The sequence below is a fragment of the Burkholderia sp. ABCPW 14 genome (assembly GCF_001523835.1).
GTDB lineage: Bacteria > Pseudomonadota > Gammaproteobacteria > Burkholderiales > Burkholderiaceae > Burkholderia > Burkholderia mayonis.
On sequence record NZ_LOVS01000009.1, the window covers coordinates 135,637 to 160,608 of the forward strand.

Sequence of the window (24,972 nt, forward strand, 5' to 3'; positions counted from 1 at the left end):
CGTCGGAGCCTATTCGGCCTTCGCGTCCCTGCGCAGCAGACCGCTCACCGCGTCGCGCGGCGCGACGCCGTCGAACAGCACCGCGCATACCGCTTCGGTGATCGGCGTGTCGACCCCGCGCTCGCGCGCGATCGACAGCACCGCATGCGCGCACCGCACGCCTTCGGCCACATGGCCGAGCGCGGCCAGAATATCGTCGAGCGAACGGCCGGCGGCGAGTTGCAGACCGACGGTCCGGTTGCGCGACAGATCGCCCGTCGCCGTGAGGATCAGGTCGCCCAGGCCCGTGAGGCCGGTGAACGTCTCCGCGCGGCCGCCGAGCGCGACGCCCAGGCGCGACATCTCCGCAAGCCCGCGCGTGATGAGCGCCGCGCGCGCGTTGAGCCCGAGGCCAAGGCCGTCGGCGATGCCCGTCGCGATCGCGAGCACGTTCTTCACCGCGCCGCCGACCTCGACGCCGACGACATCGTCACCGGTGTAGATGCGCATCGCGCCGTGATGGAACGCGGCGAGCGTGCGCTCGCGGCACGCGGCCGACGCGCTCGCGACCGTCAACGCGACAGGCAGCCCCTGCGCGACTTCGCGCGCGAAGCTCGGTCCGGACAGCACGCCGTAGCTGGCGTGATCCGGCAGCTCCTCGCCGACCATCTGATGCGGCAGCAGCCGCGTGTCCGCCTCGAAGCCCTTGCAGACCCAGACGAAGTGCGCGGGTACGCAGCCCGCATCGCGCATCGCGCGGCACAGCACACGCAGCCCGGCCACGGGCGCGGCGATCACGCAAAGCGCGTCGTCCGCTTGCGCGTGCGACACCGCCGTCGCGAGATCGGCCTCGTAGCGCAGCGCCGGCCGCAACGCGACGCCGTCCAGGTAGCGGACGTTCTCGCGTCGCGCCGCGAGCTCGGCGACGAGCGCGGCGTCGCGCGCCCAGAGCAGCGTGTCGTGCCGCGCGGCGAGATGCGCCGCAAGCGCGGTGCCCCACGCGCCGGCGCCGAGAACGGCGACTTTCATGCTCAGCACCGGGGGTCGTCCGCGCTCAGTTCAGCGTCGTGCCGTTCGGCGCGCCGCCTTGCTGCTGTTGCGAAATTTCCGCGAGACGCTGCTCGTAGAGCGCCTGGAAGTTGATCTCGGCGAGATGGATCGGCGGGAAGCCCGCGCGCGTGATCGAATCGGCGATGTTCGAGCGCAGGTACGGGAACAGAATCGTCGGGCATGCGATGCCGCAGAGCGGATCGATCTGCTCGGCCGGGATGTTGCGGATGTCGAAGATGCCTGCCTGCTTCGCTTCGACGAGGAACGCGACCTTCTCGCGCACCTTCGCGGTGACGGTGCCCGCAACGATGATCTCGTACACGGTGTCGGCGAGGCGCTCGGCCTTCACGTCGACTTCGACTTCAACGGCCGGCATCTCCTGCTCGAGGAAGATCGCAGGCGAATTCGGCTGCTCGAGCGACAGATCCTTCAGGTAGATGCGCTGGATGTTGAAGAACGGTTGGTTTTCGACGTCGGACATGGTGGCTCCCTAAAAATGATTTCGCGGCGGCCGGAACCCTCCGGCACGCCCGGTGTGATCGTGCTTGGACCGCGCGCCGCCCGCAAGGCGGCGGCAGAGCGTTGCTTGCGCCTTGTCAGGCGGCTTCGAGGAGCGGCTTCAGGCCGCCTTCGCGGTCAAGCTTCGACAGGTCGTCGTAGCCGCCGACGTGCATGTCGCCGATATAGATCTGCGGCACGGTGCGGCGGCCCGTGCGCTCCATCATTTCGGCGCGACGCTCCGGCTCCTTGTCGATCAGCACTTTCTCGACGTGCTCGACGCCGCGCAGCTTGAGCAGCCGCTCGGCCTGGATGCAATACGGGCACACCTGCGTGCTGTACATGACCACTTTGTTCACTTCGCCACTCCTTATTTGACGACCGGCATGCCGGCTTGCTGCCACGCGCTCAGGCCGCCCTGCAGGACGTGGACGTCCTGGTAGCCCGCGCCCTCGACGATCTTGCGCGCCTTTTGCGACTGCTGACCGTTCTGGCACACGAGCAGCACGGGCGTGCCCTTGTTCTTCGCGAGCTGGCCGGCCTTCTCCTGCAGGTCGCCGAACTCGACGGAGCGCGCGGACGGCAGATGGCCCGCGCCGTACTCGGCCGCCGGGCGCAGATCGACGACGATCGCATTGCGGCGGTTGATCAGTTGGGTCGCCTCCGCGGCCGACAGGCCGCCGCCTCCGCGCCGCAGCGCGGGCCATGCGAGGAGACCGCCGGAAACCACCAGGATCGCGATGAGCGCGAGGTTCGTGTAATCGGTGAAAAACGTCACGGAGAATCCGCCGAAAAAGAGAAATCGGAAAGGGCAATCCCGCCATTATAAAATAACCGTCCGACGCGATGTCGCCCCCGAGCCGGGTCCGCATGCGCGCTTACCGCTTCCTCACTACCGACCGCAAGCATCTATGTACAAGCTCGTTCTCATCCGCCACGGCGAATCGACCTGGAACAAGGAAAACCGGTTCACCGGCTGGGTCGACGTCGACCTGACCGAACAAGGCAACCGCGAAGCCCAGCAAGCCGGCCAGCTCCTGAAGGACGCCGGCTACGCGTTCGACATCGCGTACACGTCGGTGCTGAAGCGCGCGATCCGCACGCTCTGGCACGTGCAGGACCAGATGGATCTGATGTACGTGCCCGTCGTCCACTCGTGGCGGCTGAACGAGCGCCACTACGGCGCGCTGTCGGGCCTCAACAAGGCGGAAACGGCCGCGAAGTACGGCGACGAGCAAGTGCTGGTCTGGCGCCGCAGCTACGACACGCCGCCGCCGGCGCTCGAGCCGACCGACGAGCGCGCGCCGTACGACGATCCGCGCTACGCGAAGGTGCCGCGCGAGCAGCTGCCGCTCACCGAATGCCTGAAGGACACGGTCGCGCGCGTGCTGCCGCTGTGGAACGAATCGATCGCGCCGGCGGTGAAGGCCGGCAAGCAGGTGCTGATTGCCGCGCACGGCAACTCGCTGCGCGCGCTGATCAAGTATCTCGACGGGATCTCCGATGCGGACATCGTCGGCCTGAACATCCCGAACGGCGTGCCGCTCGTCTACGAGCTCGACGAGAGCCTGAAGCCCATCCGGCACTACTACCTCGGCGACCAGGACGCGATCGCAAAGGCGCAGGCCGCCGTCGCGAAGCAGGGCAAGGCAACCGCGGCGTAACCGCCGCGCGGGCGCGGGCAGCGGCGGGGCCGCGCCCGCGCCGCCCCGCCCGCACGGCGCCGCGCGAACCTGTTTCGCGCGGCGCTGTCGGAATCCTGCTGGCGTTCCCGGTTTCGCCCCAATCCACAAGGCATCCGGACGAACAGTTATACTTGACCGTCCTATGACCGTCCCGTTGCTCCCGCGACAGCCACGCGCTTTCCGATCGCACCAGACTCTATGCGTATGAAATTGAAGAACATCGGCCTGATTGCCGCGGGCCTCGCGACCGGCGTCTTCGCGACGCTGCAAATCTCCGCGTCCGCCCAGCAGGCCGTCACGACGGCCGCAGCGCCGCTGCCGCTCGACCAGTTGCGGCTCTTCGCCGAAGTATTCGGGCAGATCAAGCGCGAATACGTCGAGCCCGTCGACGACAAGAAACTGCTGACCGCGGCGATCAAGGGCATGGTATCGAGCCTCGACCCGCACTCGTCGTATCTCGACAAGACCGATTACCAGGAACTGCAGGAGCAGACGAAGGGCCGCTTCGCGGGACTCGGCATCGAAATCTCGCAGGAAGACGGCCTCGTCAAGGTGATCTCGCCGATCGAAGACACGCCCGCGTTCCGCGCCGGCATCCGTCCGGGCGACCTGATCACCCGCATCAACGATCGCCCGGTGCGCGGCATGACGCTCGACAAGGCGGTCAAGCAGATGCGCGGCGAACCCGGCACGAAGGTCACGCTGACGATCTTCCGCAAGAGCGACGACCGCACGTTCCCCGTCACGGTCACGCGCGCGGTGATCCGCGTGCAGAGCGTGAAGATGAAGCTGCTCGATCCGGGCTACGCGTACATCCGCGTCACGAGCTTCCAGGAACGCACGACGCCCGATCTCGCCGCGAAGCTGCAGGACATCGCGCGTCAGCAGCCGAACCTGAAGGGCCTGATCCTCGATCTGCGCAACAACGGCGGCGGCCTGCTGCAGAGCGCCGTCGGCGTCGCGGGCGCGTTCCTGGCGCCGGATTCCGTCGTCGTGTCGACGAACGGCCAGATCCCCGATTCGAAGCAGATCTATCGCGACAACTACGAGAACTACCGGCTGCCGTCGTTCGATTCCGACCCGCTGAAGAGCCTGCCGCCCGTCTTCAAGACCGTGCCGATGGTCGTGCTGACGAACGCGTATTCGGCGTCGGCGTCGGAGATCGTCGCGGGCGCGCTGCAGGATGCGCATCGCGCGGTCATCATGGGCAAGGCGACGTTCGGCAAGGGCTCGGTGCAGACGGTCCGGCCGATGACGGCGGACAGCGCATTGCGCCTGACGACCGCGTACTACTACACGCCGAGCGGCCGCTCGATCCAGAACAAGGGCATCCTGCCCGACATTCCGGTCGACCAGTACGCGGACGGCGATCCGGACGACGTGCTCGTCACGCGCGAGGTCGACTACACGAACCACCTCGCGAACACGCAGGATCCGAACGAGAAGAAGGAACTCGAGGACCGCGAGCAGCGCCGGATGGAACAGTTGCGCATCCTCGAAGAACAGAACGACAAGAAGACGCCCGAGCAGCGTCAGAAGGATCGCGAACGCAAGCCGATCGAATTCGGCAGCGCCGACGATTTCATGATGCAGCAGGCGCTCAACAAGCTCGAAGGCAAGCCGGTCGAGCAGTCGAAGATGCTCGTCGCCGAAAGTGCATCGAAGGGCGCGGCCGACAAGGCGGCTGGCGCGTCGGCGCCGAAGGCCGCATCGAAGGCGGCGGCCAAGCCCGCGTCGGCGGCCAAGCCGGCATCGGCAGCGAAGCCCGCGTCGGCGCCGCAGCCGCAGTAAACGCGCGATGCAACGCACGGGCCATCGCGGCAAGCCGCCGCGATGGCCCGTTTTCTTTACGCGCCTAGAATAATATCGAGACCGTTTCCCCGCCCCACCGCCCCACGATGAACGACGATCAACTCCTGCGCTATTCCCGCCACATCCTCGTCGACGAAATCGGCATCGAAGCGCAGCAGCGCTTTCTCGACGCGCATGCGATCGTCGTCGGCGCGGGCGGGCTCGGGTCGCCCGCGGCGATGTATCTCGCGGCGGCGGGCGTCGGCACGATCACGCTCGTCGATGCCGACATCGTCGATCTCACGAACCTGCAGCGGCAGATCCTGCACGTGACGGCGTCGGTCGGCCGCCGGAAGGTCGAATCGGGACGCGACGCGCTCGCGCGGCTCAATCCCGACGTGAGGGTGAACACGGTTGCCGAGCGTGTCGACGACGCGTGGCTGAACGCGCACGTGCCGCAAGCAGGCGTCGTGCTCGACTGCACCGACAACTTCGCGACGCGCCACGCGATCAACCGCGCGTGCGTCGCGCATCGCGTGCCGCTCGTGTCGGGCGCGGCGCTGCGCTTCGACGGGCAGATCAGCACGTTCGACTTCCGCGATCCGGGCTCGCCGTGCTACGCGTGCGTGTTTCCGGAAGATCAACCGTTCGAGGAAGTCGCGTGCTCGACGATGGGCGTGTTCGCGCCGACCGTCGGCATCATCGGCGCGATGCAGGCAGCCGAGGCATTGCGCGTGATCGGCGGAATCGGCACGACGCTCGTCGGCAGGCTGATGATGCTCGACTCGCTGCGGATGGAATGGAACACGATGAAGATCGCGCGGCAACCGGATTGCCCGGTGTGCGGCGCGGGGGAATCGCATTGAGCAGTGCGGCGCGGCGGCGCATCGCCGCAGGCGTTGGCGTTGGCGTTGGCGTTGGCGTTGGCGTTGGCGTTGGCGTTGGCGTTGGCGTAGAAACGTAACACGCGATCGCGCTTTCGAACGGCCCGCGACGAACGAGCCTCCCCATTGCGCGCGAACACTTCAGCTCCGGCTTCCGTAGACGACGCGCGCGCCCAAGCACACGCCGCGCCCGGTCAGGCCGCGACGTCCGCCCGCGGTTCGGCGCTCGCGAGCCGCGTGAGCGCCGCCTGCACCTCTTCGGGCTCGAACGCCGCGAGCACGTCCGCGGTCGGCTTCTCGAGCGCCTTCAGATGCGCACGCAGGATCTCCTGCTTCACGACGAGCAACTGGCTCGGATGCATCGAGAACTCGGTGAGCCCCATGCCGAGCAGCAGGCGCGTCAACGCCGGATCGCCCGCCATCTCGCCGCACACCGACACCGGCACGCCCGCACGCTTCGCCTCGCGCAGCGTGAACGCGATCAGATGCAGCACCGCCGGATGCAGCGGATCGTACAGATGCGCGACCGCGTTGTCCGCGCGGTCGATTGCGAGCGTGTACTGGATCAGATCGTTGGTGCCGATCGACAGGAAATCGACGCGCTTCAAGAACAGCGGCAGCGCGATCGCCGCAGCCGGAATCTCGATCATCGCGCCGACGCGCACGTTCGGATCGTACGCGAGCCCCGCCGCGTCGAGCTGCCGCTTCGCCTCGCTGATGAGGTCGAGCGTCTGGTCGATCTCCTGCGCGTGCGCGAGCATCGGCACCAGGATCTTGACCTGGCCGAACGCCGACGCGCGCAGGATCGCGCGCAGCTGCGTCAGGAACATCTGCGGCTCCGACAGGCTCCAGCGGATCGCGCGCAGGCCGAGCGCCGGGTTCGGCGCGGTTTCGTAGCCTTCGTCGTGCAGGTCGAGCGGCTTGTCCGCGCCGACGTCGATCGTGCGGATCGTGACGGGCATCCCGCGCATCAGCTCGACCGCACGCTTGTATGCGGCGAACTGCTCCTCTTCCGTCGGCATCCGGCTCTTGCTCATGAACAGGAACTCCGAGCGAAACAGGCCGACGCCGACCGCGCCCGCGTCGACGGCCGCCTTCGCGTCGTCGGGCAGCTCGATGTTCGCGAGCAGGTCGATCTTCGTGCCGCAGAGCGTCTGCGCGGGCGAGAACTTGAGCCGCTGCAGCTTGCGCTGCTCGAGCGCCTTCTCCGATTGCCGGTACGAGTATTCCTCGAGCACGATCGGCGCGGGATCGACGATCACGATCCCCTGGTCGCCGTCGACGATGATGAGATCGTCCTGGCGGATCAGCGCGCTCGCGTGCTGCACGCCGACCGTGGCCGGAATCCCGAGGCTGCGCGCGACGATCGCCGTGTGCGACGTGCGTCCGCCCAAGTCGGTGACGAACGCCTGGAACGACTGCGTCTTGAACTGCATCATGTCGGCGGGCGCGATGTCGTGCGCGACGACGATCATCTCGTCGCGGCCGTTGCCCGCGGCCCGGTCGAGCGCCTGCGCGGCGGACGGCGCGCCCGCGAGCGCCTTCAGCACCCGCTCGACGACCTGCTCGATGTCCGCCTTGCGCTCGCGCAGGTATTCGTCTTCGATGTCGTCGAAGTGGCTGGCGAGCACGTCGAGCTGCTCGGTCAGCGCCCATTCGACGTTGTAGCGGCGCGCGCGGATGAGGTCGATGGTTTCCTGCACGAGCAGCGCATCGCCGAGGATCATCGCGTGCACGTCGATGAACGCGGCGACTTCGGTCGGCGTGTCGTCGGTCAAATCGGCGCGCAGCGCATCCAGCTCGCCGCGCACCGCATCGAGCGCCGCGCGGAAGCGCTCGATCTCGGCCTCGATCCGCTCGGCCTCGATCAGATAATGTGCGACGTCGAGCGCCGCCGGCGCGATCAGATACGCTCGTCCGATCGCGATGCCTCTTGAAACGGGAATCCCATGCAGCGTGAAGGACACGCGCACCTCCTTGATCACGTGAGCCGCGGCGCACCGCTGCGATGCGCCTATGACCCCGACGGTCGATTATAAATTCCGCACGACCCGCGTGACTGCGTGCAGTGCAGCATCGCTGCGCGGTGTCACATGACGAAAAAAATGCCGCGACGTTGCGCGGCATCCTCGCTGGATAGCGGAACGGCACGCCGCCGTGGCGTTATTGCCCTTCGCCGAATTTGTCGGCGATCAATTTGAGGAGCGCGTCCATCGCCTCTCGCTCGTCCGGCCCTTCGGTCTCGATCGTCACCGTGCTGCCGATGCCCGCCGCGAGCATCATGACGCCCATGATGCTCTTCGCGTTGATCCGGCGACCGTTGCGCGTCATCCAGACTTCCGACTGAAAATTGCCCGCGAGCTGCGTGAGCTTGGCCGACGCGCGCGCATGGAGCCCCAATTTGTTCACGATGGTCGTTTCTTGTTGAAGCATGGTGTTCCGATGAGGTCAAAACGGGCTGCGGCCGGCCTGCCGGCCGCACGGAGGTAATGCGAATCGGTGCGTCGGCTCAGTGCGGCTGGGTCTGTGCTTTCGGCTCCGGCGGAATCGGTGCGCACTCGCCGCAGCCGAGCGCGCTCGGTCGTGGCGGCGGCGTGCCGGCGGCGATCTCGTGAATGCCTTTCGTCGAGCCGGCGAGCGCCTTGTCGACGAGCGTGTCGAGCGGCGTCGTCCGGTAGCAGACGGCGCGCACGAGCATCGGCAGATTGACGCCTGCGAGCACCCGGACGCCTTCGATCTTCGCGAGCTGCCCGGCGATGTTCGCGGGCGTCGCGCCGTACATGTCGGTCAGCACGAGCGCGCCGTTTTCTTCCTTCAGGCGCGCGAGTTCCGCGTGCGCGAACGCCATGACCTGGATCGGATCGTTGTCCGCCTGCACGTCGATACAACCGATGCGCGCGGGCACCCCGCCGTAGATGTGCGCGATGCAGTCCCGCAAAGCGGTAGCGAGCGGCGCATGCGCGATGATGAGAATGCCTGCCATGTCAGCCTTGCAACGTGTTCGGCCCGACCGCCGGGCCTGACGCACGGAAAACCGTGCCGGGCGAGCGGGCATTGTAGCAGGCCAGTCGAGCCCGTCCGGCCGAGCTTCCTGTCCGGCCGAACCGATCCGGCGACGGGGGCCTGCGCAGCCGCCGCCGGGTCGTGCGCGCGTCAGCCGACCGCGCGCTCCAATGCGTCGACGAACATGCCGGCGACGTCGTATCCAGTCTGCTCCATGATTTCGCGAAAGCAAGTCGGGCTCGTGACGTTTACCTCGGTCAGCCAGTCGCCGATCGCGTCGAGTCCGACGAGCAGCAGGCCGCGCGCCGCGAGCACCGGGCCGAGCGTCGCCGCGATCTCGCGGTCGCGCTCGGTGAGCGGCTGCGCGACGCCGACGCCGCCCGCCGCGAGATTGCCGCGCACCTCGCTGCCCTGCGGAATCCGCGCGAGCGAATACGGCACCGGCTTGCCGTCGATCAGCAGAATCCGCTTGTCGCCGGCTTTGATCTCCGGGATGAACTTCTGCACCATGACCGAGCGCGCACCATCGTGGCTCAGCATCTCGATGATCGAGCCCAGGTTCATGCCGTCCGGCTTCACGCGGAACACGCCCATCCCGCCCATGCCGTCGAGCGGCTTCAGGATCACGTCGCCGTGCTCGGCGTGGAACGCGCGCAGCCGCGCGGCGTCGCGCGTGACGAGCGACGGCGCGACGAACTGCGGAAACTCGCCGATCGCGAGCTTTTCCGAATGATCGCGGATCGTCTGCGGCTTGTTGAACACGCGCGCGCCCGCGCGCTCGGCGAGCTCGAGCAGCCACGTCGACGTCACGTACTCCATGTCGAACGGCGGATCCTTGCGCATCAGGATCGCGCCGAACGACGGCAGCGCGCGCGACTCGTGCGCGCGCGCCTCGTACCAGCGATCGCGATGCAGGTCGGCCGTGTCGCCGACGATCGTCACGCGGCGCACGTCGGCCTCGACGCCCGCGACCGTCCACGCGAGCTGGTTCGGCTCGCACGCGTACACCGCATGCCCGCGCCGCGCCGCCTCGGCCATCATCGCGTAGGTCGAGTCCTTGTAGATCTTGAAGCGCTCGAGCGGGTCGGCGATAAAGAGAATGTCCATGCGAGTCCTGATGCTATAAGGGACGCGTCACACCTGGATCGCTTCCGGGTCGGTCTTCTCGAGTTCGACCGACGACGCGAGCAACCCGAGCCGTGCGACGACGCCATACATGTAGAAGCGGTTCGGCGGCGCCGCGCCGGGCTTCGCGTGCGCGTCCGGCAGCGCCGTGTGCTCGAAGCCGAGCGGCACGTAGTGCATGCCGGGCGCGTTCAGATTCTGGTCGCGCTCGCGCGCGCCGTGTGTGCGGTAGAACCCGCCCACCACGTAGCGATCGATCATGTAGACGACGGGCTCCGCCACTTCGTCGCCGATCCGCTCGTACGTGTGGACGCCTTCCTGCACGATCACGTCGCTCACCGGCACGCCCGCCTTCGATTCGGCCATCTGCGCGCGCTCGTGCTTCGTCATCCGGCCGATCTCGGACGCGTCGTGCACGGTCATCACGCCGCGCCCCGCCGTGCCCGCATCCGCCTTCACGACGACGTACGGCTTCTCGCCGATCCCGTATTCGCGATACTTGCGCGCGATCTTCTTGAGCACCGCGTCGATCGCGTCGGCGAGCGCTTCGCCGCCGTCGCTCCCATGCCAGTCCACGCCTTCGACGTGCGCGAAATACGGATTCAGCATCCATGGATCGACGCCGACCATCTTCGCGAACTTCTTCGCGACGTCGTCATAGCAGGAAAAGTGCGTCGACTTGCGGCGCACTGCCCAGCCGGCATGCAGCGGCGGCAGCAGATACTGTTCGTGCAGGTTCTCGAGCACGCCCGGGATGCCCGCCGATAGATCGTTGTTGAGCAGGATCGAGCACGGATCGAAGTTCTTGAGGCCGAGCCGGCGCGGCGTGCGCTCGAGCGGCTCCAGCACGATCTTCTGGCCGTCGGCGAGCGTGATCGGCGTGATGTCGGAGATGCTCGGATCGAGCGAGCCGAAGCGCACGTTCAGCCCCGCCTGGCGCATGATCGTCGCGAGGCGCGCGACGTTCTCGAGATAGAACGCGTTGCGCGTCGGCAACTCGGGAATCACGAGCAGATTCTTCGCATCCGGGCAGATCTTCTCGATCGCGGCCATCGCCGCCTGCACGGCGAGCGGCAGCACTTCGGGCGGCAGGTTGTTGAACGCGCCGGGAAACAGATTCGCGTCGACGGGCGCGAGCTTGAAGCCCGCGTTGCGCAGATCGACCGAACAGTAGAACGGCGGCGTGTGTTCCTGCCATTCGAGCCTGAACCAGCGTTCGATCGCAGGCGTGGCGTCGAGGATCTTCCGCTCGAGCTCGAGTAGCGGGCCGTTTAACGCCGTAACGAGATGGGGAACCATGTGTAACTCGCGGACGTGAGAAAAAAGATTGTAGAGCAATTGCCCGTCGCATTTGGGGATTGTTCCCGGGATCGCAAGGATTTACCGAATGTTTGTCGCTATTGACCCGATAGCCCGAAGGGTCAACGGATGCGGCCCGCGCCGGGCGGACGTCGAGGCCGGCACGCGACGCCCGGCGCGCAGCCACGCCCCAAAGAAACGACGAATCGAATGACGAAAAAAAACCCGCCTCGGAGGCGGGTCGAAGTCGCTGCGCTCATTCCGGCGGGCGGCGAAGCATGCGTGCGCTTCGACGTCCCGGGATCGGGGATGAATCCGATTATTCGACGTGCTCGCCATGCAGGATCACGTCGAGGCCTTCGCGTTCTTCTTCTTCCGTCACGCGCAGGCCGATCACGAGGTCGATGACCTTCAGCAGCACGAAGCTGACGATGCCGCTGTAGACGAGCGTGATCAGCACGCCCTTCGCTTGCAGCAGCAGGCTGCCGTCGGCGCCGCCGATATCCTTCACCGCGAACACGCCCGTCAGCAGCGCGCCGAGGATACCGCCCACGCCGTGCACGCCGAACGCGTCGAGCGAATCGTCGTAGCCGAGCTTCGACTTGAGCCACGTCGCCGACCAGAAGCAGACGACGCCCGCGGCGATGCCGATCACGAGCGCGCCCGCGACACCGACGAAACCCGCAGCCGGCGTGATCGCGACAAGGCCCGCGACGGCGCCCGACACGATGCCGAGCACGGAAGGCTTACCCTTCGCGATCCACTCGGCGAACATCCAGCCGAGCGCCGCGCATGCGGTCGCGACTTGCGTCGTCAGCATCGCGAAGCCGGCACGGCCGTCGGCCGCGACCGCGGAACCCGCGTTGAAGCCGAACCAGCCGACCCACAGCATCGAACCGCCGATCAGCGTCAGCACGAGGTTGTGCGGCGCCATCGCTTCGCGACCGTAGCCGACGCGCTTGCCGAGCACGAGGCATGACATCAGGCCCGCGATGCCGGCGTTGATGTGCACGACGGTGCCGCCCGCGAAGTCGAGCACGCCGTCCGACGACAGCCAGCCGGTCGGCTCCCAGACCATGTGCGCGATCGGCACATAGACGATCAGCGACCAGAGCGTCATGAACACGAGCATCGCCGAGAACTTCATCCGGTCGGCGAACGCGCCGCAGATGAGGGCCGGCGTGATGATCGCGAACGTCATCTGATAGACGAAGTAGACGGTCTCCGGAATCGTCGGCGCGAGGTGGCTGACGGTGAGCGTCGTCGCCTTGTCGCCGTGGATGTAGTTCATCCCGGACAGGAACACGCGCGAGAAGCCGCCGATGAAGCCGCTGCCCGGCGTGAACGCGAGGCTGTAACCGACCACCGTCCACAGGACCGTGATGAGCGCCGTGATCGCGAAACTCTGCATCACGGTCGCGAGCACGTTCTTCTTGCGGACCATGCCGCCGTAGAACAGCGCGAGGCCCGGGATCGTCATGAACAGCACGAGGGCGGTCGACGTCAGCATCCACGCGGTGTCGCCCGAGTTGATCTTCGACGAATCGACCGAGAACGGCGCGGTCGGTGCGGCAGGTGCAGCGGCCGCCGAAGCCGGTGCGGCCGCGGATGCGGCGGCGGAGGCCGGCGCGGCAGGTGCCGAAGCGGCCGGCGCGGACGCGGCGGCGGCGGGGGCCGACGTGTCGGAAGCGGCGGCGGCCGATGCGGCGGCGGGGGCCGACGACGCGTCGTCGGCCATCGCGGCGCCGATGCCGCCCGCAAGCAGCGAGCCGGCCATCAACAGGGACATCAGGATTTTGCGCATCTTGGTTTTCCTCTTATCGCTCGTGTCTCTTATTACAGGGCGTCAGCGCCCGTCTCCCCAGTACGGATCCGAATCACCTGCTCGATCGACGTGACGAAGATCTTGCCGTCGCCGATCTTCCCCGTCCGCGCCGCGCGCTCGATCGCCTCGACGGCCTGGTCGACGAGGTCGTCCGATACCGCGGCCTCGATCTTCATCTTAGGAAGGAAATCGACGACATACTCGGCACCCCGGTACAGCTCGGTGTGCCCCTTCTGGCGGCCGAACCCCTTGACCTCCGTCACCGTGATGCCCGAGACGCCGAGCGCCGAGAGCGCCTCGCGCGTCTCATCGAGCTTGAACGGCTTGATGATTGCGGTAATCAGTTTCATGAAGTCCTCTCGCTATGGTAGTTGTCCCATCACTGCTGCAATGTGTAGCGGAACATCTACAGCAACTCGCATGCCATGTCGGCTCATGCAGGTCTCGACAGGCTTTCAGGCAGATTTCCGCCATCGACGCACGCTTGCGCGAACGCAAGCGCGCCTTGGCCGAACGGCCAACGCGGGCCCGGTTTGCTGGCGCGCTGAAAGGAAGGTTGCTAGAGTGCACGCACGTCCGGCGCACGGCGAACGCGGCTTCTCGCGGTCGAATGCCCGGAAAACGGGCCTGCGAGCGCACCAATTTCGGTCATGCGCAATTCGTAGGCACGACCGCAACGGCAATTGCACAAATTTTGTGCATCTGGAAGGGGAACACCATGAAGCAACCCAGCGACGTTTTCAACGACCTGCAATCGCGCATCGGCGATCTGCTGAAAAACTCGCCGGCCAAGGACGTCGAGCGCAACGTGAAGGCAATGCTCACGCAAGGCTTCTCGAAGCTCGATCTCGTCACCCGCGAGGAATTCGACACGCAGGCGCAAGTGCTCGCGCGCACCCGCGCGCGGCTCGAGGAGCTCGAAAAGCGCGTCGCCGAGCTCGAACAGAAACTGGCCGACGTCCAATCGTGACGGCCGCCGCCGCTCGCATTCGCTGAGCGGTTCACCCCTGCAGCTCGCGCCACGCCGGCAAGCGCGCATCGAAACCATTCTCCGGACACCACGGGCGACGCAATTCGCGCCGCCCGGTCCGGTCCACGCGGAGTCGAATCATGTCGCTTGCCGTGGTGCGCAGCCGCGCGCCCGCTGCCGGCCGCGCGCCGGAAGTCACCGTCGAAGTCCACCTCGCCAACGGGTTGCCGTCGTTCTCGATCGTCGGCCTGCCCGATCTCGAAGTCCGCGAAAGCCGCGAGCGCGTGCGCGCCGCGCTGCAGAACTGCGGCTTCGAATTCCCAGTGCGGCGGATCACCGTCAACCTCGCCCCCGCCGACCTGCCGAAGGAGTCCGGACGCTTCGATCTGCCGATCGCGCTCGGCATCCTCGCGGCAAGCGGCCAGCTTCCGGCGAACGCGCTCGACGGCCGCGAGTTCGCGGGCGAGCTGTCGTTGACAGGCGCGCTGCGGCCGATGCGCGGCGCGTTCGCGATGGCGTGCGGCGCCGCGCGCGGGCAGCAGGCGGACGAAAGCGGCTCGGCCGAGTCCGCGCCTTTGCCCGCCGCCGCACCCGAGCTCTATCTGCCGCTGCCGAGCGCAGGCGAAGCGGCGCTCGTGCCGGGCGTGACCGTGTACGGCGCGGCCGACCTGCCCGCGTTGTGCGCGCATCTCGCCGACGCGCCGGACGGGCGGCTCGCGCCGGTCGCTGCGCCCCGCCTCGACGATCTGCCCGCCACGTCCGCGCCCGACCTCGCCGACGTGATCGGCCAGACGGGCGCGAAGCGCGCGCTCGAAGTCGCGGCGGCGGGCGGCCATCACATGCTGATGATCGGGCCGCCGGGCGCGGGCAAGTCGATGCTCGCCGCGCGCCTGCCGGGCCTCTTGCCGCCGCTCACCGACGACGAGGCGCTGACGTCGGCCGCGATCCTGTCGTCGAGCCGCGCGGGCTTCGCGCCCGCTCAATGGCGGCGGCGACCGTTTCGCGCGCCGCATCACTCGTCGAGCTCGGCCGCGCTCGTCGGCGGCCGCAATCCGCCGCAGCCCGGCGAAATCACGCTTGCGCACTTCGGCGTGCTGTTTCTCGACGAACTGCCCGAATTCGACCGGCACGTGCTCGAGACGCTACGCGAGCCGCTCGAAGCGGGCCGCATCACGATCTCGCGCGCCGCGCTGCAAGCCGATTTCCCGGCCGCGTGCCAGTTGATCGCCGCGATGAATCCGTGCCCGTGCGGCTGGCGCGGCGATCCCGGCGGCCGCTGCCGCTGCTCGCCCGACGTCGCCGCGCGCTATCTGCGCAAGCTGTCCGGGCCGCTCCTCGACCGGATCGACATCCAGATCGAGATCCCGGCGCTCACACCCGCCGAACTCGCCGAACGGCCGGCAACGGCGGGCGAATCGAGCGCGGCCGTCGCCGAACGCGTCGCCCGTGCGCGCGAGCGGCAATTCGCACGGCAACGCAAGACGAACCACATGCTGACGGGCCGCGAAACCGACGCGCTCTGCCGCCCGGACGGCATGGGCGAAGCATTGTTGCGCGAGGCGGGCGAGCGGTTTCGCTGGTCGGCGCGCGCGTACTACCGGGTGCTGAAGGTCACGCGGACGATCGCGGATCTGGCGGGCGACGACGCGCCGAGCGCGGGGCAGATCGCCGAGGCGATCCGTTATCGGCGGGTGTTTTCGCCGGTCTGAATGGGAGCCGATTGCGGGCCCTTGCGCCTGATCCGGCCGACGAGCGGGAAGATGCAAAGAAAGCGTCGCGCAGCGTGGTGCGACGAAGTGCGAGGCGGGGCGCGCGTCGAATCATCGGCTTGTCGTCGAAGCCTTGCGCCGACGCGCCATCGGCAATGTTCGCCGGCAATCACCGTTCAGGATAAGGGCGAAGGCGGCCGACGCGGCCGGCCACCAGCTTGAATGATGATTCGAGCGGGATGACAGATAGGTCGAAGCGCGCCGCGCCCCGATCCCGAACGGCGACACGCGTCTATGCAGCGAGCGCCGCGTCGCGGCAAGCGGCGCGATACCGATCGTGCCGCGCAGGAGCGCCCGACGCTCGCGATACGCAAATGGTGTGTCATCGGCCGCCCGCTTCACGCGATTCCAGCAGCAGATATTCGCCATCGCCGGACACGCCCGAGCCGATCTCAACGAACCGATGCGCGCGGTAGAACGCTAGCGCCCGGTCGTTCAGCGTCAGACACTTGAGTCGATAACGCGCGGCGGGCCAGCCGGGCAGCGCACGCAGCAACGCGCTGCCGATTCCTTCACGCAAGCGCGATCCTGCGACGTACAGGTGATGGATGAAGCGCTCCGGCCCCCACACCGAGATGAAGCCGACGATGCCCGAACCCGCCGCTTCGGCGACGAGCAGCGATTCGCCTCGCGTGTGTTCGTCGAAATCGTCCAGCGCGAAACCATCGGCTGACAGCCAGTCGAACGTGTCGCGGCGAGTTTGCAGAAAGATTCGGCGCAACGCCGGCCGGTCGTCGGCAGCGGCAGTGCGAACGGTGATCGTCATGATCGTTTTACCCGGGTACGGTGGAGAACGAAGACAATGGGCGGCACGCAGGTCTCGCCGTCGGCGACGAAACGATCGACGCGCCCGCCCGGCCGACGGTTGCGACACGCCGCGCGGCGAGCGCCTGACGCAAACGCGCGAACGCGGTCCGATGCCGTTTCTCGATCGTTGCCTGCTGCAACGCGATCCGGGCGCGGACGCCGCGGACTCGTGACGTGCAACGCGCGATGCGCAACGGCGGACGTCGATAACGCAATGAAGCGCTACAACCGCGAAACGAAGGCGGCAGGCGAATCGTAATATAGTAGGGACAATAACGCCGCACATTTTCCATGGCGTCATCGTCCCGCGCGCCGAGCGCCTGTTGCGGCGTCGGACCGTCCAAGATTTGCCTTCCCCGACTGGAGCGAACGCGCATGGCCTTGCTGCCCGGCACCCTCACCATTCCCGACAGGCGCGAACACGCGCGGCACCGGCTGCTGATGTTCCATCACGCGTGCGGCTCCGCGACGAACTACTACAAATGGGCGACCGGGTTTCCGGCGCATATCGAGGTCTGGCTCGTCGAGCTGCCGGGCCGCGGCAGGAATCTCAACCGCCCCGCGATCGACGCGCTGCCGCAATTGCGCGACTACCTGCGCGAGCTCGCTCCCGAGCTCCCTTCCGACTACGCGATCTTCGGCCACAGCATGGGCGCGCTCGTCGCGTATTGCTTCGCGCACGACATGACGCAGCTCGGACGTCCGCCGCGCTGGCTCGGCGTGTCGGGCGCCGACTCACCGTTCGCGGCATCGCGGCGCCGCGCGTTTCCGGTTCATCAGCGCGCCGACGCGGCGATTGTCGACTACCTCGCGTCGCTCGGCGGCACGCCGCCTGAGGTCTTCGCACACGACGAACTGCGAACGATGCTGCTGACGCTCGCAAAGGCCGACTTCCGGATCGTCGAGGCATTCTTCCCGCTCGCATCGCCGACGCCGCTGCCCGTTCCCGTCACGGTCTTCGCGGGCCGGCAGGATGCGGTGCTGTCCCCGGAAGGGCTGAGTGACTGGCAGCGCGCGTCGACGCGGCCGATCGAGCTCCGGGCGTTCGACGGCGGGCATTTCTACCTGCTTGACGACCTGTCCGCGGTCCATGACGCCGTGGACGCCGCGCTCGCTCAGCATGAGCGGCCGCGCGGCGGAAATGCCGAGCGGCCGCTGGCGAACGGCGCGACGGATAACGATGTCTTCGATGGAGCGCCTTGCGTCAGATAGCCGCGCGATTTGGCGCTTGCGCGCAGTCGGCGCGGACGCCGATCGCCCGACGACGCCCCAGCGCTTTGCGCTCGTTCGGCCGGCACGAAAGCGCTTCGTCCACCGGGGTCTTCGGCACCCATGCGCAAGCGCACGCCGTGGCGGCCAACCTGCCCGCCCAACAAACGGGCGACTCCCGGAAAACTCGCACCACGGAACCGCCGGAAAGCCTCGAGAAAACCGCGCCGCACCGTCGGAAGCCACGCTCCACTGGGCATCCGGGCTTGCCTCTCGCCGCCCGAACGGCAAATAAATGGCTGTCAAGACTTGACTTATGCACAATTAGGCGAATCCGACCCAACTTTCGCACGTCCCAGCCAATACTTGAAACCTATTTTGCAAGTCATTGATTTTAATTATTTTTTGCAGGTGCAAAGATTCGAGGCAATTTAACTGAAGGGCCCTCTGGCGGGACTTTGCAGAAGGCCCGGCAAAGTTTTCAACAAAGTTATCCACAGTCTCTGTGGATAGTCGAAAAAAACCCGCAAAATCCGACGATTAGCGCCCTTTCTTGCGAAGGAACTTTCAGTTCGGAATCGGCTCTTAGGCGTTCCGCATGGCTCGATCAGTCGAGTTTCAACGAGCCGAAAAATTGTTCGAGCGGCTCGGCGGCGAGCGGCGCGTCGGAGATCACGATGATTTCGTACACGTGCCGGCCGTGCGCGACGAGCCGCGCGATCACCGTCTTCGACGCGCCCGCGTCGGATGAGACCGATTCCCGCGCCGCACCGGACGCCCCGCCCGACGCGCCACCAGGCGCCCCGCTCATCCGCAACTCGACGCCCGCCGTCAGGCCGCCCGCCGCGAGCGGCACGAGCACCGCCTGCTCGGCCGGCTGCGCACGCAGGTTGCGCGCCAAACCGGTGCGCAGATAGTCGAGCACCGCGTGCCGGGTCGCGTCGCGGTCGTCGGGCAGCATGACCGTGCCGACGGCGAACACCGCACCCCCGACGTGCGCCGCCTGCATCCGCATCTTCATCGGTACGCCGCCGATCGCGACCGGGTGCTCTTCGACGGTCGGCTTTGCCGGCAGGTCGATCGTGTAGCCGGCGTCGTTGTGCAGCGTGCGCCAGTCGTAAGCGGGCGAGCAGGCGGCAAGCGACGCGAGCGCGCCGAACACGACGGCGGCGCGGCGCGCACGGGCGGCGAAAGATGCGACGAACGCGCGCAACGGCTCCAACAGACGGAGCGAAGCCGACCGGCCCAATGGCTCCACCGGCCCACGTGAACCAACGAGGCCGAGCCGGCCGACCAGACGAAGCAAACGAAGCGGACGCGCGTAGCGAAAACCGGCACGAATCATGAAAGGAACGGGTTGCAATGGACGGTAAACGAAGCCGCATTATCGCCGGTCGGCGCGTCCGCGCGGCGCCGGTGCGCGCGCCCGATTGACGGTACAATGAGCGCCGTTCGCACCGCTTGGGCGCGCCGCCCGTGTGGCGTCGCCCGCATTCCAGAGGTTCAGCAGATGAGTCCCGCTCCCGCCCCCACCGGCCGCCGCGCCGGCCCGTTGCGCTACGTGGCGATCGCCGTCGCCGCCGTCGCGATCGCCCTCGCCGGCTATTTCGCGTTCAACGGCAAGTCGAGCGCGCCCGAAGCGACGTTCACGCTCTTGTCCGGCCAGAAGATCTCGACCGGCGCCGATCTGAAGGGCAAGGTCTACCTCGTCAACTTCTGGGCGACGAGCTGCGCGACCTGCATGCAGGAAATGCCGCAGATGGTCGACACGTACAACCGCTTCAAGGGCCAGGGGCTCGAGTTCGTCGCGGTCGCGATGAACTACGATCCGCCGATGTACGTCGCGAACTACGCGCAGACCCGCCAGTTGCCGTTCAAGGTCGCGCTCGACGACGGCAGCGTCGCGAAGCAGTTCGGCAACGTCCAGCTCACGCCGACGACGTTCGTGATCGGCAAGGACGGCAAGATCCTGAAGCGCTATGTCGGCGCGCCGCAGTTCGCGGAGCTCGACCAACTGCTGCAGAAAGCGCTCGGCACGAGCGCGTAAGCCTTCCGGCCGCGCCGCACGGCGCGCCGCCTCCCTCCGACGGATCGCGCGAGACGGGTCACGCCCGCTTCAGCGGTCCGTTTCTCCTTTCGCCGACAGCCCGTAGCGCTTCATCTTCTCGTAGAGCGTCGCCTTGCCGACGTGCAGCTTGTCGGCCGTCGTGGCGACCGCGCCGCCCGTGCGATTCAGCGTCTCTGCGATCACCGCGCGCTCGAATTGCTCGACGCGCTCCTTGAGCGACTGCTCGGCGTCCTGTTCCGCGTCCGCGTCTGCCCCTGCGTCGCCAATAATGCCTTCCGTCACGCCGAGCACGAAGCGGTCGGCCGCGTTGCGCAGCTCGCGCACGTTGCCCGGCCAATCGCGCTGCATCAGGCTCGCGCGCTGGCGATCGGTGAGAAGCGGCGCGGGGCGCCCGTAGCGAACGGCCGCATCGAGCATGAAATGCTCGAAGAGCGGCACGATGTCTTCGCGACGCTCGGCGAGCGGCGGCAGCGCGATCGTCACGACGTTCAGCCGGTACAGCAGATCGCGCCGGAACGTGCCGGCCGCGACGTGCTCGCTCATGTCGCCCTTCGCCGCCGCGACCACGCGGCAGTTCACGCGGATCGGCTGGTTCGAGCCGAGCCGCTCGAGCACGCCGTCCTGCAGCACGCGCAGCAGCTTCACCTGCAGCGCAAGCGGCATGCTCTCGATTTCGTCGAGGAACAGCGTGCCGCCCGACGCGTACTCGAGCTTGCCGATGCGACGTTTTGCCGCGCCGGTAAACGCGCCCGGCTCGTAGCCGAACATTTCGGATTCGAACATCGGCTCCGGCAGCGCGCCGCAGTTGACCGCGATGAACGGCTTGTCGCGGCGCGGCGACAGCTCGTGCAGGCTGCGCGCGATCAGCTCCTTGCCCGCGCCGGTGTCGCCGTTGATGAGGACCGACGCGTCGGTCGGCGCGACGTTCGCGATCAGCCGCCGGACCTGCTCGATCGCGGGGCTTCTGCCGATGATCCGCGGTGCGACGACGCCCTGCCCCGCGAGCTCGCGCCGCAGCGCGTGGTTCTCGAGCACGAGCGCGCGCCGCTCGAGCGCGCGCCGCACCGTCTCGGTCAGGCGCTCGGCCGCGAACGGCTTCTCGATGAAATCGTATGCGCCGTCGCGCATCGCCTGCACGGCCATCGAGATGTCGCCGTGCCCGGTGACGAGCACGACGGGGACGTCGGGCGTGCGTTCGCGGCACTGCGCGAGCAGGTCGAGCCCGCTCGCGCCGGGCAGGCGGATGTCGGACACGATCACGCCGGCCGCATCGCCGACGATCGCCTTCTCGGCCGCCTCGACCGAACCGAACCCGACGACGTCGAAGCCCGCGAGTTGCAGGCTCTGCACGCTCGCGCGGCGCACGAGTTCGTCGTCTTCGATGTAGATCACTTGCAGGCGGTTCGCCATCTTCTGTCACCCAATGATGCTGTGCGGGCCGAGCGCGGACGCGCGTTCAGCTCGCGGCGGAAGTGTCCGGATGATGCGTGCGCGCGCGGCGCAGCGTCAAGACGAACTCCGCGCCGCCCGCCGGCGCGTTGCGCGCGGTGAGCGAGCCGCCGGCGTCGCGCGCGATCGACGACGAGATCGCGAGGCCGAGCCCGAGCCCGCGCCCCATTTCCTTCGTCGTGAAGAACGGCTCGAACAGACGCGCGAGCGATTCCGGCGGAATCCCCGGCCCATTGTCGCGCACGGCGATCGACAGCGTCGCGGCCGTCGCGTCGATGGTCACGTCGATGCGCGGCGCGGCGACCGCCGCAACCGCGTCGAGCGCGTTGCCGAGCAGGTTGATGAGCACCTGCTCGAGCCGCAGATCCTCGCAGCGCGCGACGAGCGGCACAAAGTCGAGCGACGGATCGAAGCGCACGGTTTCGACGGGATCGCGCGTCTCGTCGCGCAGCGTGAGCCCGAGCTCGACGCCCTTCATGCGCGCCTTCAGCAGCGCGAGCACGTTGCGCAGCGCGCGCGCGACATGCGCCTGCTCGTTGCGCGGCTTCGCGCGCCCGACGAACAGCTTCAACTGATTGGTGATCTTGCCCATCCGCTCGGTGAGCGCCGCGATCGCCTCGAGATTCTCGCGCGCGGCCGCCTGGTCGCCGCGGTCGAGCAGCACGCGCGTGTTGTCGGAGAAGCTGCGCAGCGCGGCGAGCGGCTGGTTCAGCTCGTGCGTGATGCCGGCCGCCATCTGGCCGAGCGCGGCGAGCTTGCTCGCCTGGACGAGCTCGTCGTGCGCGGCGCGCAGCTCCTGCTCCGCGCGGATCCGTTCGCCGACCTCCTTCTTGAGCCGCGCATTCGCCTGCGACAGATCGGCCGTGCGCTCCTCGACGCGCCGGTTCAGCTCCGCATACGCGCTTTGCAGCAGCACGCGGCTGCGGAGCATCTCCTTCACGCGCGCGCGCCGCGTGCGCCAGTAGAAGCCGAGCAGGCTGAGCGACACGAAGCCGAACGCGGTGACGATCGTCGCGTTGCGCGCGTCGGTGTCGACGGGCTCGATCCGCGCGAGCGTGACGAGCTGCCAGTCGGGCTCGCCGAGCAGGCGGCGCGTCGCGAGATAGCGCGGCGCGCGCCGCCCCGCGCCCATCCGGACGATCTGCGCGTCCGGGCCGAGCACGCGCTCGACGCGCAGCGGAAGCGGCGTCACCGGATATTGCGCGTATTGGCGCGTCTCGTGGATCGACGTCGCGATCGGCCCCGGCAGCGGCCTGAGCGTGTGGTACTTCCACTCGGGCACCGACGACAGGAAGATGACGCCGTGGTCGTCGGCGACGATGAGCGGCTCCGACGCGTCCGCGCCCTGGAACCATTCGAGATTGAGCTTCACGACCGCGACGCCGATGATCTTGCCGTCGCGCCGCACGGGCTGCGAGATGTAGTAGCCGGGATCGCGCGAGATCGTGCCGATCCCGAAGAAGCGGCCGGTGCCGCCCTTCACCGCGTCGATGAAATACGGACGAAACTGGTAGCCGATGCCGGTGAAGCTGTCCGGCCCGCGCCAGTTGCTGGCCGCGACGCACAGCCCGTCCGCCGTGATCACGTAGGTCGCCGTCGCGTGCGCGTGGCGGTTCATGTCCTCGAGGTACAGGTTCGCGCGATTCACACGGCGGCGATTGCCGGGCGCGGCGAGAACGTCTTGCACGAACGGGTGGCCGCCCAGCAGGTACGGCAGCGATTCGTAGCGGTCTAGCGTGCTTTTCAGCGCGTTGGCGGTGCGGTCGACGCGCGCCGCCGCGCTGTTCCGCAGATCGGCGACGCCCCGCTGCCACGTGATGGTCCACGTGAGCGCGCAGGCCGCCGCGAGCATCGCGGCGAGCGCGAGAAGGACGAACAGACGGCGCTTCACGGTGACGGCTTCCGGACTGTATGGATCGTCTATTGTGGCATAGCCCCCGCTCGGAAAGACCGCGGGGCCGAACGGAGCGCGCCTCGACGCGCCCGGTTCGGCCCCGCCCGGCGCGGGCGCCGCTGCGCGCCCCGCCGTGTTTCCGCTCATCGTCAGACCCGGGCGGCTTCGCCCGCTGCGACTTCGCCGCCGCCCGTGAGCGCGGCGCGCAGCTTCTTGCGATCGAGCTCCTTCTCCCATGCGGAGACGACGACCGTCGCGACGCCGTTGCCGACGATGTTGGTCAGCGCACGGCACTCGCTCATGAAGCGGTCGATGCCGAGAATCAGCACCATGCCGGAGAGCGGAATGGTCGGCACGACGGCGAGCGTCGCGGCGAGCGTGATGAAGCCCGCGCCCGTCACGCCGCTCGCGCCCTTCGACGTCAGCATCGCGACCGCGAGCAGCGTGAGCTGCTGCATCCACGTGAGCTCGATGTTGGTTGCCTGCGCGATGAACAGCACGGCCATCGTCATGTAGATGTTGGTGCCGTCGAGGTTGAACGAATAGCCGGTCGGCACGACGAGGCCGACGACCGAGCGCGAGCAGCCGGCCTTCTCGAGCTTCTCCATCAGTTGAGGCAGCGCCGCTTCCGACGAACTCGTGCCAAGCACGATCAGGAGCTCTTCCTTGATGTAGCCGACGAAGCGGATGATCGAGAAGCCCGTGAAGCGCGCGATCGCGCCGAGCACGACGAGCACGAACACGATCGACGTCAGGTAGAACGTGCCGATCAGCTTGAGCAGCGGCACGAGCGAGCCCACGCCGTACTTGCCGATGGTGAACGCCATCGCGCCGAACGCGCCGATCGGCGCGAGCTTCGTGACGATGTGCACGATGCCGAACAGCACGCGCGTGATGCCGTCGATGAAATCCGTGACGACCTTGCCGCGATCGCCGAGATGCGCGAGCACGCTGCCGAACAGCAGCGCGATCAGCAGGATCTGCAGGATCTCGCCTTGCGCGAACGCGTCGATCATCGTGTTCGGGATGATGTGCATCAGGAAGTCGACGGTCGACTGGCCGTGCGCCTTCGCCGCGTACGACGCGACTTCCTTGCCGTTCAGCGTCGCCGGATCGATGTTGAAGCCGACGCCCGGACGCAGGATGTGCGTCGCCGCGAGACCGAGCACAAGCGCGAACGTCGACACGATCTCAAAATAGAGGAGCGCCTTGCCGCCGACGCGTCCCACCTTCTTCATGTCCTGCATGCCGGCGATGCCCGTCACGACGGTACAGAAGATGATCGGGCCGATCACCATCTTGATCAGCTTGATGAAGCCGTCGCCGAGCGGTTTCATGTCGACGGCGAGCGACGGATAGTAATGACCGAGGATCACGCCGACGACGATGGCGAAGATCACCTGCACGTAGAGGACTTTATAGAACGGTTTCTTCACGATGGTTCCAGAGAAGAGAGAAGATGAGTCGAAGCAGGCCGGCGTCACGCGCGCGGACGAAAGCCAGGGGAGCCACTCGCCCGCGCGGCTGTCGTGCCGCAACAAGCGATGGCCTCAGTGGATCCGAGGGAGGTGGATTGAGTGGGTCATCGAATGTCTCCTTGCTGTAATAGTTAGGCCGAAGCGGCCTTGGGCGTTTACTTTGCAAGGTCGATGCCAGCTGCTCGATCA

General features: G+C 67.5%; 23 protein-coding genes. 7 read left to right on the forward strand and 16 right to left on the reverse strand.

What is annotated here, in order from left to right:
* Positions 1-9: 9 nt before the first annotated feature.
* The 4 genes from WS62_RS02460 to WS62_RS02475 form a co-directional block, all read right to left on the reverse strand.
* Positions 10-1,008 carry an NAD(P)H-dependent glycerol-3-phosphate dehydrogenase gene (locus tag WS62_RS02460; RefSeq protein ID WP_066567234.1) on the reverse strand — a complete coding sequence of 333 codons (999 nt, stop codon included), beginning with the start codon at positions 1,006-1,008 and terminating at the stop codon, positions 10-12.
* A 25-nt stretch (positions 1,009-1,033) separates the two neighbouring features.
* Positions 1,034-1,510, reverse strand: a complete 477-nt coding sequence (gene secB, locus WS62_RS02465; RefSeq protein WP_010101430.1) for a protein-export chaperone SecB — start codon at positions 1,508-1,510, stop codon at positions 1,034-1,036.
* Between the two features lie 115 nt (positions 1,511-1,625).
* The gene (gene grxC, locus WS62_RS02470) at positions 1,626-1,886 is read right to left on the reverse strand and encodes a glutaredoxin 3 (protein ID WP_059471830.1); all 261 of its coding nucleotides are present in this window, start codon (positions 1,884-1,886) and stop codon (positions 1,626-1,628) included.
* 11 nt (positions 1,887-1,897) lie between these two features.
* A complete protein-coding gene (locus WS62_RS02475; RefSeq protein ID WP_066567235.1) occupies positions 1,898-2,305 on the reverse strand; it encodes a rhodanese-like domain-containing protein in 408 nt (135 codons plus the stop codon).
* A gap of 133 nt (positions 2,306-2,438) precedes the next feature.
* Between WS62_RS02475 and gpmA the strand changes: the two genes are divergently transcribed.
* From gpmA to WS62_RS02490, 3 genes are all read left to right on the forward strand, one after another.
* Positions 2,439-3,191 (forward strand): 2,3-diphosphoglycerate-dependent phosphoglycerate mutase, encoded by a 753-nt coding sequence (gpmA, locus tag WS62_RS02480; RefSeq protein WP_066567237.1) that lies wholly within the window; start codon positions 2,439-2,441, stop codon positions 3,189-3,191.
* Positions 3,192-3,410: 219 nt separating this feature from the next.
* Positions 3,411-5,003: a S41 family peptidase gene (locus WS62_RS02485; RefSeq protein ID WP_066567239.1), complete on the forward strand. Its 1,593-nt coding sequence runs from the start codon at positions 3,411-3,413 to the stop codon at positions 5,001-5,003.
* A 107-nt stretch (positions 5,004-5,110) separates the two neighbouring features.
* Positions 5,111-5,869 (forward strand): HesA/MoeB/ThiF family protein, encoded by a 759-nt coding sequence (locus WS62_RS02490; RefSeq protein ID WP_066567242.1) that lies wholly within the window; start codon positions 5,111-5,113, stop codon positions 5,867-5,869.
* Between the two features lie 212 nt (positions 5,870-6,081).
* Here WS62_RS02490 and ptsP read toward each other — a convergent pair whose 3' ends face one another.
* The 7 genes from ptsP to WS62_RS02525 form a co-directional block, all read right to left on the reverse strand.
* Positions 6,082-7,872 (reverse strand): phosphoenolpyruvate--protein phosphotransferase, encoded by a 1,791-nt coding sequence (ptsP, locus tag WS62_RS02495; RefSeq protein WP_197422744.1) that lies wholly within the window; start codon positions 7,870-7,872, stop codon positions 6,082-6,084.
* A 178-nt stretch (positions 7,873-8,050) separates the two neighbouring features.
* Positions 8,051-8,320 (reverse strand): HPr family phosphocarrier protein, encoded by a 270-nt coding sequence (locus WS62_RS02500; RefSeq protein WP_010101417.1) that lies wholly within the window; start codon positions 8,318-8,320, stop codon positions 8,051-8,053.
* A gap of 76 nt (positions 8,321-8,396) precedes the next feature.
* A complete protein-coding gene (locus tag WS62_RS02505; protein ID WP_066495521.1) occupies positions 8,397-8,870 on the reverse strand; it encodes a PTS sugar transporter subunit IIA in 474 nt (157 codons plus the stop codon).
* A 170-nt stretch (positions 8,871-9,040) separates the two neighbouring features.
* Positions 9,041-9,997, reverse strand: a complete 957-nt coding sequence (gshB, locus tag WS62_RS02510; protein WP_066567245.1) for a glutathione synthase — start codon at positions 9,995-9,997, stop codon at positions 9,041-9,043.
* Between the two features lie 27 nt (positions 9,998-10,024).
* Entirely contained in the window at positions 10,025-11,314 is a 1,290-nt protein-coding gene (gshA, locus tag WS62_RS02515; RefSeq protein ID WP_066567251.1) for a glutamate--cysteine ligase, read from the reverse strand.
* Positions 11,315-11,633: 319 nt separating this feature from the next.
* Positions 11,634-13,118 carry an ammonium transporter gene (locus tag WS62_RS02520; RefSeq protein WP_197422745.1) on the reverse strand — a complete coding sequence of 495 codons (1,485 nt, stop codon included), beginning with the start codon at positions 13,116-13,118 and terminating at the stop codon, positions 11,634-11,636.
* Positions 13,119-13,150: 32 nt separating this feature from the next.
* Entirely contained in the window at positions 13,151-13,489 is a 339-nt protein-coding gene (locus WS62_RS02525; RefSeq protein WP_004198020.1) for a P-II family nitrogen regulator, read from the reverse strand.
* Between the two features lie 368 nt (positions 13,490-13,857).
* Between WS62_RS02525 and WS62_RS02530 the strand changes: the two genes are divergently transcribed.
* Together WS62_RS02530 and WS62_RS02535 are read left to right on the forward strand one after the other, a co-directional pair.
* Complete coding sequence (locus WS62_RS02530; RefSeq protein WP_010101376.1) at positions 13,858-14,109, forward strand: accessory factor UbiK family protein; 252 nt, start codon at positions 13,858-13,860, stop codon at positions 14,107-14,109.
* Between the two features lie 140 nt (positions 14,110-14,249).
* A complete protein-coding gene (locus WS62_RS02535; RefSeq protein ID WP_066567253.1) occupies positions 14,250-15,818 on the forward strand; it encodes a YifB family Mg chelatase-like AAA ATPase in 1,569 nt (522 codons plus the stop codon).
* A 382-nt stretch (positions 15,819-16,200) separates the two neighbouring features.
* Here the strand turns inward: WS62_RS02535 and WS62_RS02540 are convergent, their stop codons facing one another.
* Positions 16,201-16,644 (reverse strand): GNAT family N-acetyltransferase, encoded by a 444-nt coding sequence (locus tag WS62_RS02540; RefSeq protein WP_066567256.1) that lies wholly within the window; start codon positions 16,642-16,644, stop codon positions 16,201-16,203.
* Positions 16,645-17,060: 416 nt separating this feature from the next.
* Between WS62_RS02540 and WS62_RS02545 the strand changes: the two genes are divergently transcribed.
* The gene (locus WS62_RS02545; RefSeq protein WP_066567259.1) at positions 17,061-17,897 is read left to right on the forward strand and encodes a thioesterase II family protein; all 837 of its coding nucleotides are present in this window, start codon (positions 17,061-17,063) and stop codon (positions 17,895-17,897) included.
* A gap of 604 nt (positions 17,898-18,501) precedes the next feature.
* Here the strand turns inward: WS62_RS02545 and WS62_RS02550 are convergent.
* On the reverse strand, positions 18,502-19,239 hold the full coding sequence (locus WS62_RS02550; RefSeq protein ID WP_156440837.1) for a hypothetical protein: 738 nt from the start codon (positions 19,237-19,239) through the stop codon (positions 18,502-18,504).
* A 165-nt stretch (positions 19,240-19,404) separates the two neighbouring features.
* Here WS62_RS02550 and WS62_RS02555 point away from each other — a divergent pair, with 165 nt between their 5' ends.
* The gene (locus WS62_RS02555) at positions 19,405-19,941 is read left to right on the forward strand and encodes a peroxiredoxin family protein (protein ID WP_066495538.1); all 537 of its coding nucleotides are present in this window, start codon (positions 19,405-19,407) and stop codon (positions 19,939-19,941) included.
* 69 nt (positions 19,942-20,010) lie between these two features.
* Here WS62_RS02555 and WS62_RS02560 read toward each other — a convergent pair whose 3' ends face one another.
* Genes WS62_RS02560 through WS62_RS02570 form a run of 3 tightly spaced genes read right to left on the reverse strand, consistent with a single transcriptional unit; the run spans position 20,011 to position 24,744 of the window.
* Positions 20,011-21,372, reverse strand: a complete 1,362-nt coding sequence (locus WS62_RS02560; protein WP_066567263.1) for a sigma-54-dependent transcriptional regulator — start codon at positions 21,370-21,372, stop codon at positions 20,011-20,013.
* Positions 21,373-21,418: 46 nt separating this feature from the next.
* Positions 21,419-23,452, reverse strand: coding sequence for a sensor histidine kinase (locus WS62_RS02565; protein ID WP_066567265.1), 2,034 nt, complete (start codon positions 23,450-23,452; stop codon positions 21,419-21,421).
* Positions 23,453-23,454: 2 nt separating this feature from the next.
* Complete coding sequence (locus WS62_RS02570; protein WP_059471982.1) at positions 23,455-24,744, reverse strand: dicarboxylate/amino acid:cation symporter; 1,290 nt, start codon at positions 24,742-24,744, stop codon at positions 23,455-23,457.
* Between the last annotated feature and the right edge of the window lie 228 nt (positions 24,745-24,972).

Coding starts and splice junctions, on each gene's coding strand:
- WS62_RS02460 (WP_066567234.1), bottom strand. CDS start 1,008: ATGAAAGTCGCCGTTCTCGGCGCCGGCGCGTGGGGCACCGCGCTTGCG.
- secB (WP_010101430.1), bottom strand. CDS start 1,510: ATGTCCGACGTCGAAAACCAACCGTTCTTCAACATCCAGCGCATCTAC.
- gpmA (WP_066567237.1), top strand. CDS start 2,439: ATGTACAAGCTCGTTCTCATCCGCCACGGCGAATCGACCTGGAACAAG.
- WS62_RS02485 (WP_066567239.1), top strand. CDS start 3,411: ATGCGTATGAAATTGAAGAACATCGGCCTGATTGCCGCGGGCCTCGCG.
- WS62_RS02490 (WP_066567242.1), top strand. CDS start 5,111: ATGAACGACGATCAACTCCTGCGCTATTCCCGCCACATCCTCGTCGAC.
- WS62_RS02500 (WP_010101417.1), bottom strand. CDS start 8,320: ATGCTTCAACAAGAAACGACCATCGTGAACAAATTGGGGCTCCATGCG.
- WS62_RS02505 (WP_066495521.1), bottom strand. CDS start 8,870: ATGGCAGGCATTCTCATCATCGCGCATGCGCCGCTCGCTACCGCTTTG.
- gshB (WP_066567245.1), bottom strand. CDS start 9,997: ATGGACATTCTCTTTATCGCCGACCCGCTCGAGCGCTTCAAGATCTAC.
- gshA (WP_066567251.1), bottom strand. CDS start 11,314: ATGGTTCCCCATCTCGTTACGGCGTTAAACGGCCCGCTACTCGAGCTC.
- WS62_RS02520 (WP_197422745.1), bottom strand. CDS start 13,118: ATGCGCAAAATCCTGATGTCCCTGTTGATGGCCGGCTCGCTGCTTGCG.
- WS62_RS02525 (WP_004198020.1), bottom strand. CDS start 13,489: ATGAAACTGATTACCGCAATCATCAAGCCGTTCAAGCTCGATGAGACG.
- WS62_RS02530 (WP_010101376.1), top strand. CDS start 13,858: ATGAAGCAACCCAGCGACGTTTTCAACGACCTGCAATCGCGCATCGGC.
- WS62_RS02535 (WP_066567253.1), top strand. CDS start 14,250: ATGTCGCTTGCCGTGGTGCGCAGCCGCGCGCCCGCTGCCGGCCGCGCG.
- WS62_RS02540 (WP_066567256.1), bottom strand. CDS start 16,644: ATGACGATCACCGTTCGCACTGCCGCTGCCGACGACCGGCCGGCGTTG.
- WS62_RS02545 (WP_066567259.1), top strand. CDS start 17,061: ATGGCCTTGCTGCCCGGCACCCTCACCATTCCCGACAGGCGCGAACAC.
- WS62_RS02550 (WP_156440837.1), bottom strand. CDS start 19,239: ATGATTCGTGCCGGTTTTCGCTACGCGCGTCCGCTTCGTTTGCTTCGT.
- WS62_RS02555 (WP_066495538.1), top strand. CDS start 19,405: ATGAGTCCCGCTCCCGCCCCCACCGGCCGCCGCGCCGGCCCGTTGCGC.
- WS62_RS02560 (WP_066567263.1), bottom strand. CDS start 21,372: ATGGCGAACCGCCTGCAAGTGATCTACATCGAAGACGACGAACTCGTG.
- WS62_RS02565 (WP_066567265.1), bottom strand. CDS start 23,452: ATGAGCGGAAACACGGCGGGGCGCGCAGCGGCGCCCGCGCCGGGCGGG.